This is a genomic window from Bacillus sp. FSL K6-6540 (genome assembly GCF_038007545.1).
Genome location: NZ_JBBOXH010000001.1, coordinates 5840197 through 5856920 on the forward strand (window position 1 = coordinate 5840197; position 16724 = coordinate 5856920).

The following is a 16724-nucleotide window of genomic DNA, read 5'->3' on the forward strand; positions in this document are numbered from 1 at the left end:
GCTTCGAAGAGTTAATGTGGGAAGCTCCGAGTACGTATCGTTCCTCCAATCGCTGTTGTCGCCGAATTTCTGGATTATATGTTAGGGGTTGAAATTCGGCTCCAAAGGCGACCGCTCCGCTTTTCCGGAATCGATTCGTCCTCTCCGCTGCTTCGAAGCTAATGGATTGGCAGGTCACTGGAGAAGAGCACATCTCCCTGACCACAAGGGTTGTGTGGGGGAGAAGAGCCGCCCTATGCAAAATGATTGGGCGGCTCTTGAAGGTTAACATCCGGAGGGTAACAACTTAAAGAGATTCTTGGTTGGTCCTAGTCTTTGTAGGTAGAGGAAGGAAAAAGGAGCAGGAACGAGACTAGCTGTAGGAACAAGGATATGGTATCGAAAAGGAGGGAGCAGAATTAGGAAGCTGATTGTAACAATTCGTTAAAATCTGGAGCCTGAATGGAATGCTTCTTCTGGAAATCGTTGAACAGCTTTTCCTGTAGCTCATAATAGCTGTCCATCCCCTTCGTGCTCTCGTCGGACAGAATATTTGCGATTAATCTACTGTTGTACAATGAGGTTTCGTAATCCTCATACACCTCCGCACTGTTCCAAAACTCTTCTTCCGTCTTACCCGAAATGCGAATTCGGTTCTCCATGATGTAAAGAATCAACCGGTGGTTGTCTTCATTGGGATCAGCTTCATCCAGCGCTGCTTTTTGAAATTCGATTTCCTCACTGACTTCTTTGGGCGTTACGACCACGCCCGACTGTCTGGCGTAATTCGCCGTTAGTTGCGTGATGACCATATCTTTCAGTAATGCGGCATCGGAAGGAATTTCTTTCACTTGGTTTAGGGCAAATATTAAGTCTCTGTTTATCCTCGCCAGAACAAATTCGTTCAGGGTATCTTCACGTCCTCTTTATCTACAACCCAAGTTGGGCTAGGATGATTTTGTAATTTGTCTTGAAGCACTTTCACCGAATCAAAGGTTTCCCTAATGATTTGTTTGTTACTTTCCGTTAGCGATATGGATTGAAGACTGGTCAGGTCAGACATGGTTTCCTTGAAATCAGTATCGACAGCAGTCTTGGGCTCTGTTTGGTTACAAGCGCTGATCATCAACGCCGAGGTTAACACAACAAGCAATGAAAGTATCCTGAAAGGAACTAATCGATTCATCCTACCCCTCCTCGTAAAATCAGTCCCTATCCATATTAACGTTTCCGAACGCCGTTAGTTACATTTTTCTGCCAATACGCTACAATAGGGGTGAATTTGCCTTATACCCTAAACGACCAAGGAGTGATCATCGATTATGAAGTACGCAGCTCTAGGTAAATCCGGCATGAAAGTAAGTCGTCTGTGTTTGGGGACGATGAATTTCGGTCCTGCCACGGATGAAAAGGAAGCCTTCCGCATCATGGATGCAGCGCTTGATGCCGGCGTCAATTTCTTTGATACGGCGAACATCTACGGCTGGGGCGAGAATTCGGGCCTGACCGAAACCATCATCGGACGCTGGTTTAACCAAGGCGGAGGCCGCCGCGAAAAAGTCGTTTTGGCTACTAAATTCTACGGTTCCATGAGTGATCCTCTGGATGGCCCCAACAATGAAGCCGGGCTGTCGAGCTATAAACTTCGCCGTCATCTCGAAGGGTCGCTGAAACGTCTGCAGACCGACCATATCGAGCTGTACCAAATGCATCACGTCGATCCTTCCGTCACTTGGGACGAGCTCTGGGGCGCTTTTGAGGTTGCGGTTCATCAAGGAAAAATCGGATATGTCGGATCCAGCAACTTTGCCGGCTGGCAGATTGCGGTTGCGCAGGCCGCGGCCCAAAGCCGTCACTTCCTCGGTCTCGTTTCCGAGCAGCACAAATACAGCCTGACCTGCCGATTGCCGGAACTCGAAGTACTCCCCGCTTCGCAGCAGCTGGGTCTCGGCGTGATTCCATGGAGTCCGCTGGACGGGGGACTGCTGGGACGCAATGCCCTTAAAAAAATCGAGGGCTCGCGCAGCGGAGGCAATGCGGAGCGCGTAGAGAAGCACCGCGCGCAGCTGGAACAGTTTGCCGCTCTCTGCCAAGAGCTGGGCGAACCGCAGGATAACGTCGCTCTTGCCTGGGTGCTGAAGAACCCGGCCGTTACCGGACCGATTATTGGGCCGCGCACGCTGGAGCAATTCGAAAGCTCCCTGCGCTCGCTTGAGATCGAACTCGATGAATCCGTGATGAAGCGCTTGGATGAAATATTCCCGGGTCCGGGCGGCGCCGCCCCGCAGGCCTACGCCTGGTAAGATCCAGGCTCCGTATCGACGCCTTAACGAAACCCTGTCTTATCTCGTTGATCAGCTGCATCAATCCGGTATCGGCCCTCTGCTATGAGGCCGTTTAAGGCTCGATGCTAGTGTCTTGATACCTGCATTCCACGTCTGGCCAACAGTTTAATAAAGCAAATAAAAGAGGAGCCGCTTCAATAGCGGCCCCTCTTTTTTTATGGCATGCACCTTCAGCGCTCATGCGGAGAGCAGATCTCCCGCCACGCCAAGTATGGATTACAGCGTAGCGCGCTCGCGCCGGCTAAACGTTTTGCGTTTCTCGATCAGGACGTTCACCGCATCGACGTAGGCACGTGCGCTCGCTTCCAGAATGTCGGTGCTCAAGCCGCGGCCTTGCGCGGCCACGTCGTTTTGGGACAGCACGACATGCACTTCACCTTGGGCATCCTTGCCGTGCGTTACCGACTTGATGGAATAGTCCGCAAGCGTAACCTCTTCTCCGGTCACCTTGTCGATCGCGTTATAGATCGCGTCCACGGAACCGTTGCCCTCGGCCTCTTCTTCAATCGTCTGATCTTCTGTTGCAATGCGCACCCGCGCCGTCGGCGTTGATTCGTTGCCGTAAGCAACAAAGATCGTTTCCAGCTTGAAGACCTCTGGCGTATCGATCAGTTTTTCCTCCAGCAGAGCCAGAAGATCCTCATCGGAAACTTCCTTCTTCTTGTCGGCCAGCACTTTGAATTTGGCGAATGCGTCATTCACCTGTTCTTCGGTCAGCTCATAACCCAGATCCAGCAGCTTCTCCCGGAAAGCATGGCGGCCGGAATGTTTGCCTAATACCAGCTTGCTTTCTTTGAGTCCGATGGACTCCGGGGTCATAATTTCGTAGGTTGTCTTCTCCTTCAGCATACCGTCCTGGTGAATGCCGGATTCATGGGCGAATGCGTTCGCGCCGACAATCGCTTTGTTGCCTGGCACGACCATGCCGGTCAGCTTGCTCACAAGGCGGCTTGTGCGGGCGATTTCGGTTAAGGCCAGCCCCGTCTTCGCTCCAAAGAATTCGGAACGCGTCTCGAGCGCCATCGCGATTTCCTCGATCGCGGTATTGCCTGCACGTTCACCGATTCCGTTGATCGTGCCTTCGATCTGATCGGCCCCGTTCAGAATGGCGGCAAGGGTGTTCGCCGTGGCCATGCCCAGATCGTTATGGCAGTGCGCACTCAGCTGAACCTTCTCGATATCCGGAACATTTTCCTTCAAGTATTTGAAGATGGCCCCGTATTCCGAAGGGTTCAAATATCCCACGGTATCCGGAATGTTCACGACATTGGCGCCTTCGCGCACTGCCATGGCGACGACCTCGGCCATGAAATCAAGCTCGGTCCGGCCCGCATCCTCCAGGGAAAATTCCACTTTGGAAAAGTACTTCTTAGCGTAACGGATCGAAGCCTGCGCCGTTTCCAGCACCTGCTGCTTCTCCATCCGCAGCTTGAACTTGCGGTGAATCGGCGAAGTGGCCAGGAACACGTGAATGCACGGGTCCTGGGCACCTTGAAGCGCTTCGCGAACCGCATCGATGTCATTCTCTCTGGAGCGTGACAATCCAATGACCGTAACGTCCTTCACCGCGCGTGCCACTGCATTCACAGCTGCAAGGTCACCGGGGGACGCCGCTGGAAACCCTGCTTCCATGCGGTCGATTTTCAACTTTTCGAGCTGAAGGGCGATTTCCACCTTTTCCCGAGTGTTCAAATTCACGCCAGGAGACTGCTCACCATCTCTCAGCGTTGTATCAAAGACATAAATCTTTCGCATGTCGGCACCTCCTTGAAGTTTATCTCATGACGTAAACATCCGGCGGCAGTTGATAGAATCCCCTGCCGCCGGCTGCTTAATCTGACGGATCCGGGCAGCAGCATCATCATCTCATGCCGGGCTGCCCCAAACCCCGAAGAATTCCTTATGAATTCTATATATTCTTATTTTTTGATCCAATGCATCATTTCGCGAAGCTCTGCACCCACCACTTCGATCGGATGCTCGGACTCGTTGCGGCGAGTAGCTGTCAGGAAAGCGCGTCCCGATTGGTTCTCAAGGATAAAGTCGCGGGCGAATTTACCCTGTTGAATATCAGACAGGACTTCTTTCATTGCCTTCTTGGTATCTTCGGTTACCACGCGAGGGCCTGTTACATAGTCGCCATACTCCGCCGTGTTGCTGATGGAGTCGCGCATGCTTGCAAGACCGCCTTCATAGATCATGTCCACGATCAGCTTCAGTTCATGCAGGCACTCGAAGTATGCCATTTCCGGCGCATATCCAGCTTCGGTCAACGTTTCGAAACCTGCTTTGACCAATGCGGATACACCGCCGCACAATACCGCTTGCTCACCGAACAAGTCTGTTTCGGTTTCTTCGCGGAAAGAAGTCTCGATAACGCCTGCGCGAGTACAGCCGATGCCTTTTGCATAAGCAAGACCGATCGCCTTAGCTTGTCCAGTCGCGTCTTTCTCGATTGCGATCAATCCAGGTACGCCAAAGCCTTCAACGTACGTACGGCGAACCATGTGACCCGGGGATTTAGGAGCAACCAGAAGAACGTCGTTGTCCTTAGGAGCTACGATTTGACCGAAATGAACGTTGAAACCGTGGGAGAACATCAGTGCCGCGCCTTTTTTCAGGTTTGGCTCGATGTCGTTCTTGTACACCGCTGCTTGCGTTTCGTCCGGCATCAGGATTTGTACTACATCCGCACGGCTAACGGCTTCCGCTACAGGGAGTACTTCGAAACCGTCGTTTTTCGCTTTGTCGAACGATTTGCCTTCACGAAGACCAATGACAACCTGAAGTCCGCTGTCGCGCAGGTTTTGCGCTTGGGCATGACCTTGGCTTCCGTAGCCGATAACCGCGATTGTTTTGTCTTTCAGCACGCTGAGTTCTGCATCTTGTTCATAATAAGTAGTAATTGCCATTTGTATAAGTCCTCCTTTGATTTTAAAGACCCTTCATGATGAGCGGGTATCTCAATAGACCGCTGCTTACCCGATCTGCTGAGACACCCGCTCATGCCATGCAGGTGTCTAACGCTTATATTGCAATAACTTTGTCATCCGGATAAAAAGAATAATGTTACATCATTACGCGTTACCGCGAATCATCGCGGTAACCCCGGTACGGGAAAGCTCCTGGATGCCATAAGGCTTAAGCAGCTCGATCATCGCATCGATTTTGACGGTATCGCCGACAACCTGAACCATCAGGTTGGTCGTGCCGATATCCACGACGGATGCGCGGAAGGTTTCGACGACGCCCATAATTTCCGGTCTTGCCGACGGCTCGGCTTTTACTTTGATCAGGGCGAGCTCCCGGGCAACCATCGGCTTCGAGCTTAGATTGATGACTTTAATGACATCGATCAGCTTGTAAAGCTGCTTCTCTACCTGCTCCAGCGTCGTTTCGTCTCCAGTGGTTACGATAACCATCCGGGACAAGCCGATTTCCTCCGACTGTCCCACGGTAATGCTCTCAATGTTAAAGCCCCGGCGTCCGAATAACCCGGATACGCGCTGCAGGACACCCGGCTGGTCATTCACTAGTACGGCAATGGTATGTTTTGTACTCATCTTACGCATCCCCCATCAGCATTTGATCGATTGTCGACCCTTGCGTCACCATCGGATACACGTTCTCGCCTTTCTCTACAACGAATTCAACGAGGACGGGTCCCGGCGTTTCCATCGCTTCGGCCCAAGCACGCTGTGCTTCTTCTTTCGTGGTGGCACGAAGTCCTTTGACACCGTAGGCTTCAGCAAGCTTGACGAAATCAGGGCTGCCTGCCAGATCGATATGGCTGTAACGGTTATCGTAAATGATCTCCTGCCATTGACGAACCATCCCAAGCACCTGGTTGTTGATGACAACGATTTTTACCGGAATGTTGTTGATGGCACAGATGGCCAGTTCTTGCGAACACATCTGCATGCCGCCATCCCCGTTGATCGAAATGACCAGGCGATCCGGATGCGCCATCTGGGCACCAATCGCGGACGGGAATCCGAAGCCCATCGTTCCGAGACCGCCGGAGGTGATCCAGGAACGCGGCTGGTTGAACTTGTAATACTGCGCGGCCCACATTTGGTGCTGGCCAACGTCAGTCGTTACAATGGCTTCACCCTTTGTGGTGTCGTTCAGCATTTCGATAACCCATTGCGGCTTCAGCACCGTATCCGAATCGACATAACGGAACGGGTATTCGGCTTTCCATTTGCTGATCTGGTCTCTCCAGGCATCAGCTTTCGCTGCGTATGGAACGAGCGGATTCAGCATCTCAAGCACGGTCTTCACGTCTCCGACAATCGGGATATCGGTCGGCACGTTCTTGCCGATCTCAGCCGGGTCGATATCGATATGAACGATCTTCGCATGTGGCGCGAAACCGTCGAGCTTGCCTGTAACCCTGTCATCGAATCTTGCCCCGATGTTGATCAGCAGATCCGACTGCTGAATACCATGGTTCGATGTGTAGGTGCCGTGCATGCCCGGCATTCCTGTCCACAGATCGTTGCCTGTCGGGAAGGCGCCAAGGCCGAGAAGCGTTGTCGTGATCGGAATCCCGGTTTTGTTCACGAATTCGTACAGTCCTTCGTGAGCACCGGAGTAAATCACGCCGCCGCCGGCAAGAATCATCGGACGCTCGGCCTCCTCGATCGCGCGGGCCAGTTTATCCAACTGAAGTTTGTTCGGCACCGTCCGAGGATTATATCCTCTCAGCTGGATTCGCTCTTCCGGCTGGAACAGCGTGGTTGCCGCCGATACATCCTTCGGAATGTCGATCAGCACCGGTCCTTTGCGGCCGGTTGAGGCGATATGGAAGGCCTCATGAATCACCCTTGGCAGATCCTTAACGTCCCTTACCAGATAGCTGTGTTTCGTAATCGGCATCGTGATGCCTGTAATATCCGCTTCCTGGAAAGCATCCGTACCGATCAGGGTTGTTGCAACGTTACCGGTAATAACAACGAGCGGAACGGAATCCATGTAAGCTGTTGCGATACCGGTCACAAGGTTCGTTGCCCCCGGTCCTGAAGTTGCTATGCATACGCCGACTTTGCCGCTTGCGCGAGCGTAACCGTCAGCGGCATGAATGGCACCTTGCTCGTGTCGGGTCAAGACATGGTTGAAATCCTTAAAACCATACATCGCATCGTAGATATACAGGACGGCTCCGCCCGGATATCCGAAGACGCACTCGACACCTTCGAGCAGAAGACTCCGAAGCAAGATTTCCGAACCGGTAATCACTTCAGGCTTCAACCATTTCTCTCGTAATTGTTCTGTAGACCGCACTTCTGGAGTTTGCGCGCTCATCAGTCATCCTCCTCTCAAATATTGGCACTCTTCTCTTTCATCCATGATTCAAGCAACAAAAAAACCTTCCGTCGCCACACCCGGAGTATCTCCGTGTGAGGGACGAAAGGTTTAGCTTCCGTGGTACCACCCATATTTGCCCTACACCTCGCAGTGCAGAGCCTCAGCAGGTATGAAGAACGCATGAACACAGCTCTTCAATATCTGCAGTCCGTAACGCGGACTAAGACGATTCCCCCTAATAAACGCTGTTACGACTTAATGCGATAAAGTCATAGCGTAGCATCTTTCAGGGAAACAGCTCCGAGGTGAGCTCGTATAAAAGGGGTTTTGGTGGTGGTTTCAGCTGATCCATCCACTCTCTGAGCAAAAGAGCCCTTTAAACTTCGTCCTCATCATTGCCGATTGGATATATTCGTTAAAATGTTTAGAAACATTATATGATTCATTCAATCCAGAAGTCAACACATTTATTTTACTTCCGATGAAAGGTTTTCATTCACATTGGGCGCAATTCCTCCGCCGCCTTGAAGCAAAACACCCTATGAAACCCTGCTACATATGATAAATGGAGCAGACTTAACCGCGGTGAAGGGAGGAAACAACACGATGATCCGTTACCGAAAACCGGACCAGGATGATCCGATGATTCTGCAGCTCATCGAGTCCCAACTCGTCCCGCTTTCCCATATGACCAAAAAAGAGCTGGACCTCATCCGCAAGGATATTCCCTCTCGTTTACGGCGCGGCGTGACCCTTGTCGCTTCGCCTCAGGATAACGAAAAAATCGTTGCTTTTATCCATTTCATGATGCACGGCGAGCTGCTGTATATCGATATGCTGGCCGTCGCATCCACCGCACAGCGAAAACGGTGGGGTGTCCGTTTGATGGAACATGCCGAACGTTTCGCTGTATCCCGCGGATGCCAACGTGCCAAGGTCATGGTGGACATCGGCAACCACACCGGCCTTCATTTTTACCGAAAGCTTGGCTATACGGTGACCAGAATGATCGAACCCAGCCGATGTTATGAGTTGGAAAAGATTTGGTTCCTCTAATTACCAGAAGAAGCCTGGCCCGAATCCTGGTCCAAAACCCGGTCCAAAGCCGCCGTAACCCGGTCCAAAGCCGCCAGGGTAGCCTCCAAACCCGCCGCCATATGCATAAGGTGCCGTACCAATGGCAAGAAGATCAAACAATGCGAGCGGAATAATCGCCTTGGTTTTCACCTTTTTCCCCTTGGTTGCCGGTTCCACATAAAGGCGGTTGCCGGAGACGCGTACCAGCTTGCCCGTCACCACAGTTCCGTTTTTCTTATACGCCACGATCTCTTTGCCCACGTATGATTTCACTTTCGCCTTGCTGACAGGCTTGTGCATAAGATCCCTCCTCAGGTAATATACATTTCAATTTATTCCGGAAGGAGTTCCCTTGCTTGTTTCATGGCCCTTACGATAGCAAAAGATAGGCGACTCTCTCCATGAGCCGAGCACCCGTGCCGCCGAAATGATGCATGATAGCCCGGGGACGCAAAATAAAAAAAACCGCCGTAATATTACGGCGGTTTTTTCATACACGTATAATTAAGCGTTCACTTTTTCTTTAGCTACAGTAGCCAAGGAATTGAACGCGTTCAGGTCATTCACAGCCAGATCAGCCAGCATTTTGCGGTTGATGTCCACGCCAGCAAGCTTCAGTCCATGCATCAATTTGCTGTAGGACAGACCGTTTTGACGAGCAGCCGCGTTGATACGAACGATCCACAATTTGCGGAAGTTACGCTTCGTATTGCGACGATCGCGGTATGCATAAACGAGGGATTTCATAACCTGCTCGTTCGCTGTTTTAAAAATGCGGTGTTTGGAACCGAAATAACCTTTCGCAAGCTTCAATACTTTTTTATGTCGACGACGAACGACAAATCCGCCTTTAACTCGTGCCATATCAAAAGACCTCCCAATAATTGTTGTTTACTATTTCAAGTTAGCCAGACCTTGCTTCAAACGTTTAACATCTCCAGGCGCCATGACAGGGCTATTGGACAATACGCGCTTCGCACGCTTGGATTTGTGGGAAAGCAAGTGGTTTTTGTAAGCTTTATAACGTTTAACTTTACCAGTACCAGTAATTTTGAAGCGGCCTTTCAGGCTGCTATGTGTTTTCATTTTAGGCATTGTAGTACTTCCTCCTCTAATTTCTCTTAGGCTTTTGGAGCCAAAATCATAATCATGCTGCGGCCTTCCAATTTCGGCTGACGCTCAATGACGCAGAGATCCGCCACTTCCGTTTTCACGCGCTCCAAAATCTTCTGACCGATGTTAGCATGGGTGATTTCACGGCCGCGGAAACGCACGGAGCATTTCACTTTATCGCCGTCTTTCAAAAACTTAACGACATTGCGAAGCTTGGTTTGATAATCATGCTCCTCAATGTTGGCTCGGAACCATACTTCTTTGATGTCCACAATTTTCTGGTTCTTCCGTGCTTCCTTCTCTTTCTTCTGCTGCTCATAGCGGAATTTACCGTAGTCCATGATGCGGCATACCGGCGGTTTCGCCTGAGGGGCCACGTTCACCAGATCCAGATTGAGATCAATTGCCATTTGCAGTGCTTCACGAATCGGCTTGATCCCGATCTGCTCACCTTCGGCACCAACCAAACGTACTTCTTTGGCCCGAATCTCGTCATTGATCATATGTTCCTTACTGATAGTCCTCCACCTCCAAATTACTTGTTGTTCCTGTTTGCAAAAAAATAAAGGGATGACGGGTTAACCACCGACATCCCTATTTGATACTCATCTCACAAATGAAATTGAATCCATTCATTGATTTCGTGATCAAACCAGCCAACGCATGTCGGTCAGGTGAGAAGCGGCGCTTCTGCTTGCAATCAGATATTCTGTTTAACAGACTAGAATAGTATAACAGGCCATCCTAACATCTGTCAACACAAATGGCATAAAAAACTTTGGATTAGCCTTGTTTGCTCTGAACTTCTTCAAGGCGCACAACCCGGGTATGCTCCGTATGGCTCCATTGCTTGTTGTTCTGCGTGAAGAACGCGTATACCGTGATGGGATACCACGACAGCAGATAAATCGGAAACAGCACCAGATACATATATACCTTCTTGTACTTCACCTTCTCCAGAATCATCGCAATCATGAACGTGAACACATTCGCCGCAATCGCCGTAAAGCTCAGCCACAGCGGTAAATAACCGTACAGGTTCGCGATGTTCGGACCATTGAAGAACGAGCTGTCAACCCAGATGATGGCCGTCAACAAGAAAGTCAGCAGCACGATGTAGACGTTGACTCCGTAGAGGGCCAAGTCCAACTTCACAAGGCTGCGCTCCTTAATGGCACGCCATAACAGCGGGAAGAAATAACGGCGGGCAACCGTAAAGTGACCCTGCATCCAGCGCAGACGTTGTCTGGCGGAAGCCTTAAACGTAAGCGGCTTTTCGTCGAATACCTTCGCGTCGTAGTTGAACTTCGGATACACGCCGCGCATGACGCTGCGCATGGTGAACTCCAAGTCCTCCACCAGACTGGTTGCGCCCCAGCCGATCTCCTTCAAGAGATTAGTCTCGAAGCACATTCCCGTTCCGCCGAGGAAGTTGGCCATGTTCAGATTGCTGCGGGACAGCTGCCACAAGCGGTTGATATACCAGTAGGAAACCCCGTAAGAGGCGGTGATCCAAGAATCCTCTGGGTTCTTGGTATCGATATATCCCTGGATAACTCTTGCTCCAGAGCAAAGATCGTTGTTCATTTCATTCAAGAAATTCGGATCCGCCAGATTATCCGCATCAAACATAACGACCGCGTCGTACTGGCGCGGCATCGCCCAGAGCTCTTTCAGCATCCATTCGATGGCATAGCCTTTGCCTCGAAGATTCTGATTCGTGCGCACGCAGGCGTTCATCCCGTGGGCACGGACGATCTCTGCTGTACGGTCTGTACAGTTGTCGCAAATGACAAATACGTCGTACAGATGTTTCGGATAATTTAGCTGTTTCAGGTTCTCCATTAATGCCCCGACAACCTGCTCTTCGTTATGCGCAGCAACTAACACTGCAAATGATTTATTGGGTTCAAACTGTTGTTTCTTTTTTCTTTTGACCAGACCAAACAAAGAGAATACGAACTGGTACACACCCACCGCGGCCAAGAATAGTTGGAGCGCGATAAAGATGGCGTCTGTCATGATTCTCCGTTACCCCCTTTTTATAACCCGAGAATGTTTGTTGTTTTTTTCTCTCTAAGTTCTTCGCATTTTTGTTGTTGCTATGACCCTGTGACTTGTGTCTGTCCTTCTAGTAGCCTCGGTGCCGCGGGGCAACTTCGCACGTCATACACGATTTTCCACACTTTTGAATCTTTTGTCAAAACCGTGGAATGCTCTAATTTACGGAAAAACTTCGTAAAAGAGCTCAGCTTGCATTCCAGTTTGCCAGCAAGCTTCGTTTCAAACGGCTTTAGTTCTTATTTTCATCCGTTTTCTTGCTTTTTATTTCTCTTGGCTGCCCATTTTTTCTTTTTCGACTTGTCCGCCAATAAATAAACGCAACAGACAACCAAAAAGTTTTCGTTTTTTTCAGTGCTCTTTCTCTAATAAACTTTTTGACGTCCGTTTGAATCATTGTAGCGGCATCTCCTACTCAAGTCAAAAGACCACGGACCCTGATTTTCTACAAAATGCGCGCTGCTGGCTAACTCCTTAAGTAGCAAGGGTCCAGCGAGAAGCTTGCCGAATCAATTGGCCGTTTCCGGGACCAAAGTCCCTTACCTGCAAGGGGGAAGTGGTTGATTTCTCTTCCCAAAATCGATATGTTAAAGTTAAAGAATAACGCTGCAGAACGGGTGAAAAGTAGTGGCTAAAAAAAGAGTCTTGCTGTTATCTGAAGGGTTCGGCGCAGGCCATACACAGGCCGCTCATGCACTCTCCAGCAGCCTGCGCCAGTTGTCCCCTAGCGTACAGACCAAAGTTCTCGAGCTCGGGAGCTTCTTGAACCCTAAAATCGCTCCACTGATCATTTCGGCCTACAGAAAGACCATTACGACTCGCCCAAGATTGGTCGGGTACATGTACCGCCATCAAAAATCCTTTAACCGTTTTACCGCTTTAGCGCTTCACCGAATGTTCTATACAAGCACCAAGAACGTGGTCAGGCAGCTCCGACCCGACATCATTGTGTGCACCCATTTCATACCAAGTGCGGTCATCTCGCGTTTGAAACGGCTGGGCACGAACGTGCCCCTGTGTACCGTTATAACCGATTATGATGCTCACGATACATGGATCAGCCCTGAAGTCGACCGATATTTCGTGTCCACGCCGGAAGTGAAGCGAAAGATGCTCAATCGCGGGGTTTCCCAAGCCAAAATTCAGGTCACCGGCATTCCGATCCATCCCGACTTCTGGACGCATCCGAGCAAGGAGGAGATCCGGGCGCGGTTTAACCTGTCCGATATGCCTACCGTGCTGGTGATGGGCGGAGGCTGGGGCATCATGAATGACGAAGTTGTGCATGAATTTCTGACCCGATGGCGAGAAGAAGTCCAGATCATATTTTGCCTCGGCAATAATGACAAGGGCCGCGAGGAGATGGAGAGCAATTCCAGGTTCCAGCATCCGAACATCCGGATATTGGGCTTTACGCGGGAGATCGACAAGCTGATGGAGGTGTCGGATCTGCTCGTTACGAAGCCCGGCGGCATGACATGCACCGAAGGCCTGGCCAAAGGAATTCCGATGCTGTTCCATCAGCCCCTTCCGGGACAGGAAGAAGAAAACTGCCAGTACTTCACGGCGCAGGGATTGGGAGAGCCCATCCATTCCCTGGAGGTTCTGGGCAAATGGATGAACAAGCTGCTTCATCAATACGACCTGATCCAAGAACAACGGGCGCAAAACTTGCAGGACATCGAACGCTTTCATCCCATGCAAAGCGCCCGCAGCATCATCGACATGCTGAAAAACGAAAAGGTGTACTCCTGAATAAGGAGCACACCTTTTTTGCTGCGTTTTATCCCGAGCAAATCACCCGAATGGATAGATTTTCTTCTATTATAATAGTTGTAAACGCTATCACAGAGAGAAACTATCACGTGTAAATGTTATTTTCCGTATTTTTCAAGGCGATTCTGATAGTATGAAGCAAGGGCTTCCTTGCCTACAATCGCCTCGCAGCGATGAATTTGCATGCCTTGGCCGACGAATTTCGTTTCGTATTCTGTCATGACATGCTCTTCGTTCAGCCCGTCACGATGCAGATCCAGCGAAATGTTCGTCATTTGCAGACCATAATCGGCAAATGCATTCAGGGAGAATTCGAAGAGCGTGACCGAATCGGTCTTAAAATGGATCTCCCCCCGCTCGTTCAGGATCCGGGAATACTTGTCCAGAAAGCGCGGATGCGTCAGACGACGGCGTGCATGCTTTGTTTTTGGCCACGGATCGCTGAAGTTCAAATATAACCGTTCAATTTCGCCGGGCTCAAAAACCTCCTCGACATTCTCGATATTAAACAGCGCCAGCTTCAGATTCGGCGGGGTATCGACTCCCTCCTGGGCCCAGACATTGCGCCCCTTCTCGCTTGCGCGGCGAATCAGCTCGTCGTACATGTCGACGCCGATGAAATTCACTTGCTGATGCTTGTAACTCATCTGGCTTATAAATTGGCCTTTGCCCATGCCGAATTCGACATGGATCGGAAGGTCGTTGCCAAATAACGAAGCCCACTTCCCTCTATATTGACCGGGGTCCAAAACGACCAGGTCTTCCTGCTGCTCCAGATTTTCCCGTATACCTTTTCTTCCGCGTAAACGCATGTCATACCTCCGAAACTTTCCAAGTAAATTTAGAATGATATCCCGATACTGCATTTATTGTGACGAAGTTGATCCCAAAAGTAAAGAGCCCCATAGAAAAAGGAACCTACGCTCTGCTCAACGCAGAGGCTTTAGGTTCCTTTTTCTTATATTTGGAATTGGGGTTCCGCGATAGTTAAACTGTGAATAGTCTACCTTTCTTCCGACGTAAAATCAAACGTCTTCTCAAAGGCAGCCCGAATCTTGCGACGTGCCGAAGCCTTGACTCCCTGGTCGGAGTTAAACTCCACGCCGGTAAGGGCTAGGGCTTCATTCGGGGTAAGCTCCACAGCGATTTTGTCTTTACTGTCATTCTTTACTGTCGATGAATTCATTCGTAATCACCTCACGGTATTATTGTATCCATGACGTCACACAAATATGAATCCTATCCGTTATATACCCATGCCAAAATTGCTTGAATCATCTTTTTATTTTTCTATTTTAAATATACCAATTATATGCAATCCATTCAAGTAACAACGTCTTAATTAGGCTTGAAGACCTGTATATAACGCAATCCTTTATTTTTTGTTACAATGGACGTAGCTGTTTCATTTAAGTAAAAGGCCAGTAAATTATGGGTTGCCGGGGCCTTGGCTGAACCTGTCTCAATTCAACTTAAGCGGCTATAAAGGAGCAAATATGAGCACACCACTTATACCCGCCCCGACCTTATGGGGCGACAAACGTTTTCATACATGGAATTACGAGATGCGCGGCCAGTTCCAGGAGAAGGTATTCAAGGTTATGCTGGATGCCGGCTTTACGTGTCCGAACCGTGACGGCACGATAGCCAAGGGCGGATGCACCTTTTGCAGCGCCCGCGGCTCCGGCGATTTCGCGGGAAGGCGGCGGGATGATCTCGTTACCCAATTCAACACCATCCGTGACCGGCAGCACCAGAAATGGCCGAACGCCAAATATATCGGCTATTTCCAAGCCTATACCAACACGTATGCTCCGGTCGAAGAACTTCGCGAATATTATGAAGTCATTCTGCAGCTGCCGGGGGTTGTCGGTTTGTCGATCGCCACACGTCCCGATTGCCTGCCTGACGATGTCGTGGAATACTTGGCGGAGCTGAACGAGCGAACCTATCTGTGGGTGGAAATGGGTCTGCAAACGATCCATGATTCCACTTCCGAGCTGATCAACCGGGCCCATGATACCGAATGTTATTTGGAAGCCGTCGAGAAGCTGCGCAAACATAATATCCGGGTCTGCACACATATTATTTACGGGCTTCCGCAAGAGGATCATGACATGATGCTTGCCACCGGCCGGGCGGTCTCCAAGATGGATGTGCAAGGAATCAAAATCCATCTGCTGCACCTTATGCGCAAGACGCCGATGGTGAAGCAATACGAAGCCGGGCTGCTGCGATTCCTGGAGCAGGACGAATACATCAGCCTTATCGTGGATAGCCTGGAGTTTTTACCTCCGGAAATGATCGTCCACCGCCTAACCGGAGACGCTCCCCGGGATCTCTTGATCGGACCGACGTGGAGTCTCAAAAAATGGGAAGTGCTTAACGGCATCGACGCCGAGCTCAAGCGCCGGGATACGTGGCAGGGTAAATTGTGGGGGGTATCCTGATGGGCTTCCTCTCGGTTTTGAGTTTTGCCCACAAACTGGTGTCCGAAAGGCTCCGTCCCGGAGACATCGCGCTGGATGCAACCGCCGGAACCGGAGCCGATACGCTGTATTTAGCCAAATGCACAGGCTCAAAGGGCAAAGTGTATGCCTTCGATATTCAAGAGCAGGCGCTGCAGCTGACTCGGGAAAGGCTGGACAAGGAGCCGACCGGCACCCTCGCGGAGGTTAGCCTTCTTCTTCAGAGCCATTCGCTTATGAGGGAGTGCGTACCTGAGATTGAGCACGGCCGCATGGGTGCGATCATGTTCAATCTCGGCTACCTTCCGGCGGATTCATCGGATAAACGGATCATGACGGAGACCGCCAGTACGCTCACGGCCCTGGAGGCTGCGATCGAGCTGCTCCGCCCCGGGGGCATTATCACCATCGTGCTGTATCCAGGCCACAAGGGCGGCGATGCCGAGGCGGATGCGGTCCAAGCTTGGGCGGGGGCATTGCCCCAGCACATAGTGCAAACGATTTTGTATCGCGGCCTTCAGCGTTCCGAAGCGCCATATCTCATTGCACTGGAACGAAAGAAGCCGATATGATATAAGTTCTAGGAGAGGTACCG

Annotated in this window: 19 protein-coding genes; 5 read left to right on the forward strand and 14 right to left on the reverse strand. The window is 50.6% G+C overall.

Annotation, left to right across the window (positions count from 1 at the left end; translation table 11 throughout):
- Positions 1-398: 398 nt before the first annotated feature.
- Both MHH82_RS25940 and MHH82_RS25945 read right to left on the reverse strand, forming a co-directional pair.
- The gene (locus tag MHH82_RS25940) at positions 399-791 is read right to left on the reverse strand and encodes a hypothetical protein (RefSeq protein ID WP_340968502.1); all 393 of its coding nucleotides are present in this window, start codon (positions 789-791) and stop codon (positions 399-401) included.
- Between the two features lie 92 nt (positions 792-883).
- Positions 884-1165: a hypothetical protein gene (locus tag MHH82_RS25945; RefSeq protein WP_340968504.1), complete on the reverse strand. Its 282-nt coding sequence runs from the start codon at positions 1163-1165 to the stop codon at positions 884-886.
- A gap of 136 nt (positions 1166-1301) precedes the next feature.
- Here MHH82_RS25945 and MHH82_RS25950 point away from each other — a divergent pair, with 136 nt between their 5' ends.
- Entirely contained in the window at positions 1302-2282 is a 981-nt protein-coding gene (locus tag MHH82_RS25950) for an aldo/keto reductase (protein WP_009589355.1), read from the forward strand.
- Positions 2283-2540: 258 nt separating this feature from the next.
- Here the strand turns inward: MHH82_RS25950 and MHH82_RS25955 are convergent, their stop codons facing one another.
- From MHH82_RS25955 to ilvB, 4 genes are all read right to left on the reverse strand, one after another.
- Positions 2541-4079 carry a 2-isopropylmalate synthase gene (locus MHH82_RS25955; protein WP_009589363.1) on the reverse strand — a complete coding sequence of 513 codons (1539 nt, stop codon included), beginning with the start codon at positions 4077-4079 and terminating at the stop codon, positions 2541-2543.
- Between the two features lie 164 nt (positions 4080-4243).
- Positions 4244-5236: a ketol-acid reductoisomerase gene (gene ilvC, locus MHH82_RS25960; protein ID WP_009589347.1), complete on the reverse strand. Its 993-nt coding sequence runs from the start codon at positions 5234-5236 to the stop codon at positions 4244-4246.
- Positions 5237-5401: 165 nt separating this feature from the next.
- The gene (gene ilvN, locus MHH82_RS25965; RefSeq protein ID WP_009589349.1) at positions 5402-5887 is read right to left on the reverse strand and encodes an acetolactate synthase small subunit; all 486 of its coding nucleotides are present in this window, start codon (positions 5885-5887) and stop codon (positions 5402-5404) included.
- A 1-nt stretch (position 5888) separates the two neighbouring features.
- Positions 5889-7631, reverse strand: coding sequence for a biosynthetic-type acetolactate synthase large subunit (gene ilvB / locus MHH82_RS25970; protein WP_015737150.1), 1743 nt, complete (start codon positions 7629-7631; stop codon positions 5889-5891).
- A 609-nt stretch (positions 7632-8240) separates the two neighbouring features.
- Here ilvB and MHH82_RS25975 point away from each other — a divergent pair.
- Positions 8241-8690 (forward strand): GNAT family N-acetyltransferase, encoded by a 450-nt coding sequence (locus tag MHH82_RS25975; protein ID WP_340968509.1) that lies wholly within the window; start codon positions 8241-8243, stop codon positions 8688-8690.
- On the opposite strand, the gene MHH82_RS25980 is transcribed toward MHH82_RS25975, so the two are convergent.
- The 6 genes from MHH82_RS25980 to MHH82_RS26005 all read right to left on the reverse strand — a co-directional run bounded on the left by MHH82_RS25980 (position 8691) and on the right by MHH82_RS26005 (position 12282).
- Complete coding sequence (locus MHH82_RS25980) at positions 8691-9011, reverse strand: hypothetical protein (RefSeq protein WP_340968511.1); 321 nt, start codon at positions 9009-9011, stop codon at positions 8691-8693. It lies immediately after the preceding gene.
- A gap of 204 nt (positions 9012-9215) precedes the next feature.
- Positions 9216-9575 carry a 50S ribosomal protein L20 gene (gene rplT / locus MHH82_RS25985; RefSeq protein WP_006212255.1) on the reverse strand — a complete coding sequence of 120 codons (360 nt, stop codon included), beginning with the start codon at positions 9573-9575 and terminating at the stop codon, positions 9216-9218.
- 30 nt (positions 9576-9605) lie between these two features.
- Positions 9606-9806 carry a 50S ribosomal protein L35 gene (gene rpmI, locus MHH82_RS25990; protein ID WP_007127239.1) on the reverse strand — a complete coding sequence of 67 codons (201 nt, stop codon included), beginning with the start codon at positions 9804-9806 and terminating at the stop codon, positions 9606-9608.
- A gap of 26 nt (positions 9807-9832) precedes the next feature.
- A complete protein-coding gene (gene infC / locus MHH82_RS25995) occupies positions 9833-10327 on the reverse strand; it encodes a translation initiation factor IF-3 (protein WP_009589332.1) in 495 nt (164 codons plus the stop codon).
- 280 nt (positions 10328-10607) lie between these two features.
- Positions 10608-11846 carry a glycosyltransferase family 2 protein gene (locus MHH82_RS26000; RefSeq protein WP_009589322.1) on the reverse strand — a complete coding sequence of 413 codons (1239 nt, stop codon included), beginning with the start codon at positions 11844-11846 and terminating at the stop codon, positions 10608-10610.
- A 271-nt stretch (positions 11847-12117) separates the two neighbouring features.
- Positions 12118-12282: a hypothetical protein gene (locus MHH82_RS26005; RefSeq protein WP_015737153.1), complete on the reverse strand. Its 165-nt coding sequence runs from the start codon at positions 12280-12282 to the stop codon at positions 12118-12120.
- A 230-nt stretch (positions 12283-12512) separates the two neighbouring features.
- Between MHH82_RS26005 and MHH82_RS26010 the strand changes: the two genes are divergently transcribed.
- On the forward strand, positions 12513-13640 hold the full coding sequence (locus MHH82_RS26010) for an MGDG synthase family glycosyltransferase (protein WP_340968516.1): 1128 nt from the start codon (positions 12513-12515) through the stop codon (positions 13638-13640).
- Positions 13641-13759: 119 nt separating this feature from the next.
- Here MHH82_RS26010 and trmB read toward each other — a convergent pair whose 3' ends face one another.
- Positions 13760-14473, reverse strand: coding sequence for a tRNA (guanosine(46)-N7)-methyltransferase TrmB (gene trmB, locus MHH82_RS26015; protein ID WP_340968518.1), 714 nt, complete (start codon positions 14471-14473; stop codon positions 13760-13762).
- Positions 14474-14664: 191 nt separating this feature from the next.
- Positions 14665-14847, reverse strand: coding sequence for a hypothetical protein (locus MHH82_RS26020; RefSeq protein WP_015737155.1), 183 nt, complete (start codon positions 14845-14847; stop codon positions 14665-14667).
- 310 nt (positions 14848-15157) lie between these two features.
- Here MHH82_RS26020 and MHH82_RS26025 point away from each other — a divergent pair, with 310 nt between their 5' ends.
- Together MHH82_RS26025 and MHH82_RS26030 are read left to right on the forward strand one after the other, a co-directional pair.
- Complete coding sequence (locus MHH82_RS26025; protein WP_340968520.1) at positions 15158-16111, forward strand: TIGR01212 family radical SAM protein; 954 nt, start codon at positions 15158-15160, stop codon at positions 16109-16111.
- Positions 16111-16701, forward strand: a complete 591-nt coding sequence (locus tag MHH82_RS26030; protein WP_340968522.1) for a class I SAM-dependent methyltransferase — start codon at positions 16111-16113, stop codon at positions 16699-16701. The genes MHH82_RS26025 and MHH82_RS26030 overlap by 1 nt, the downstream gene beginning before the upstream one ends.
- The last annotated feature ends 23 nt before the right edge of the window (positions 16702-16724 follow it).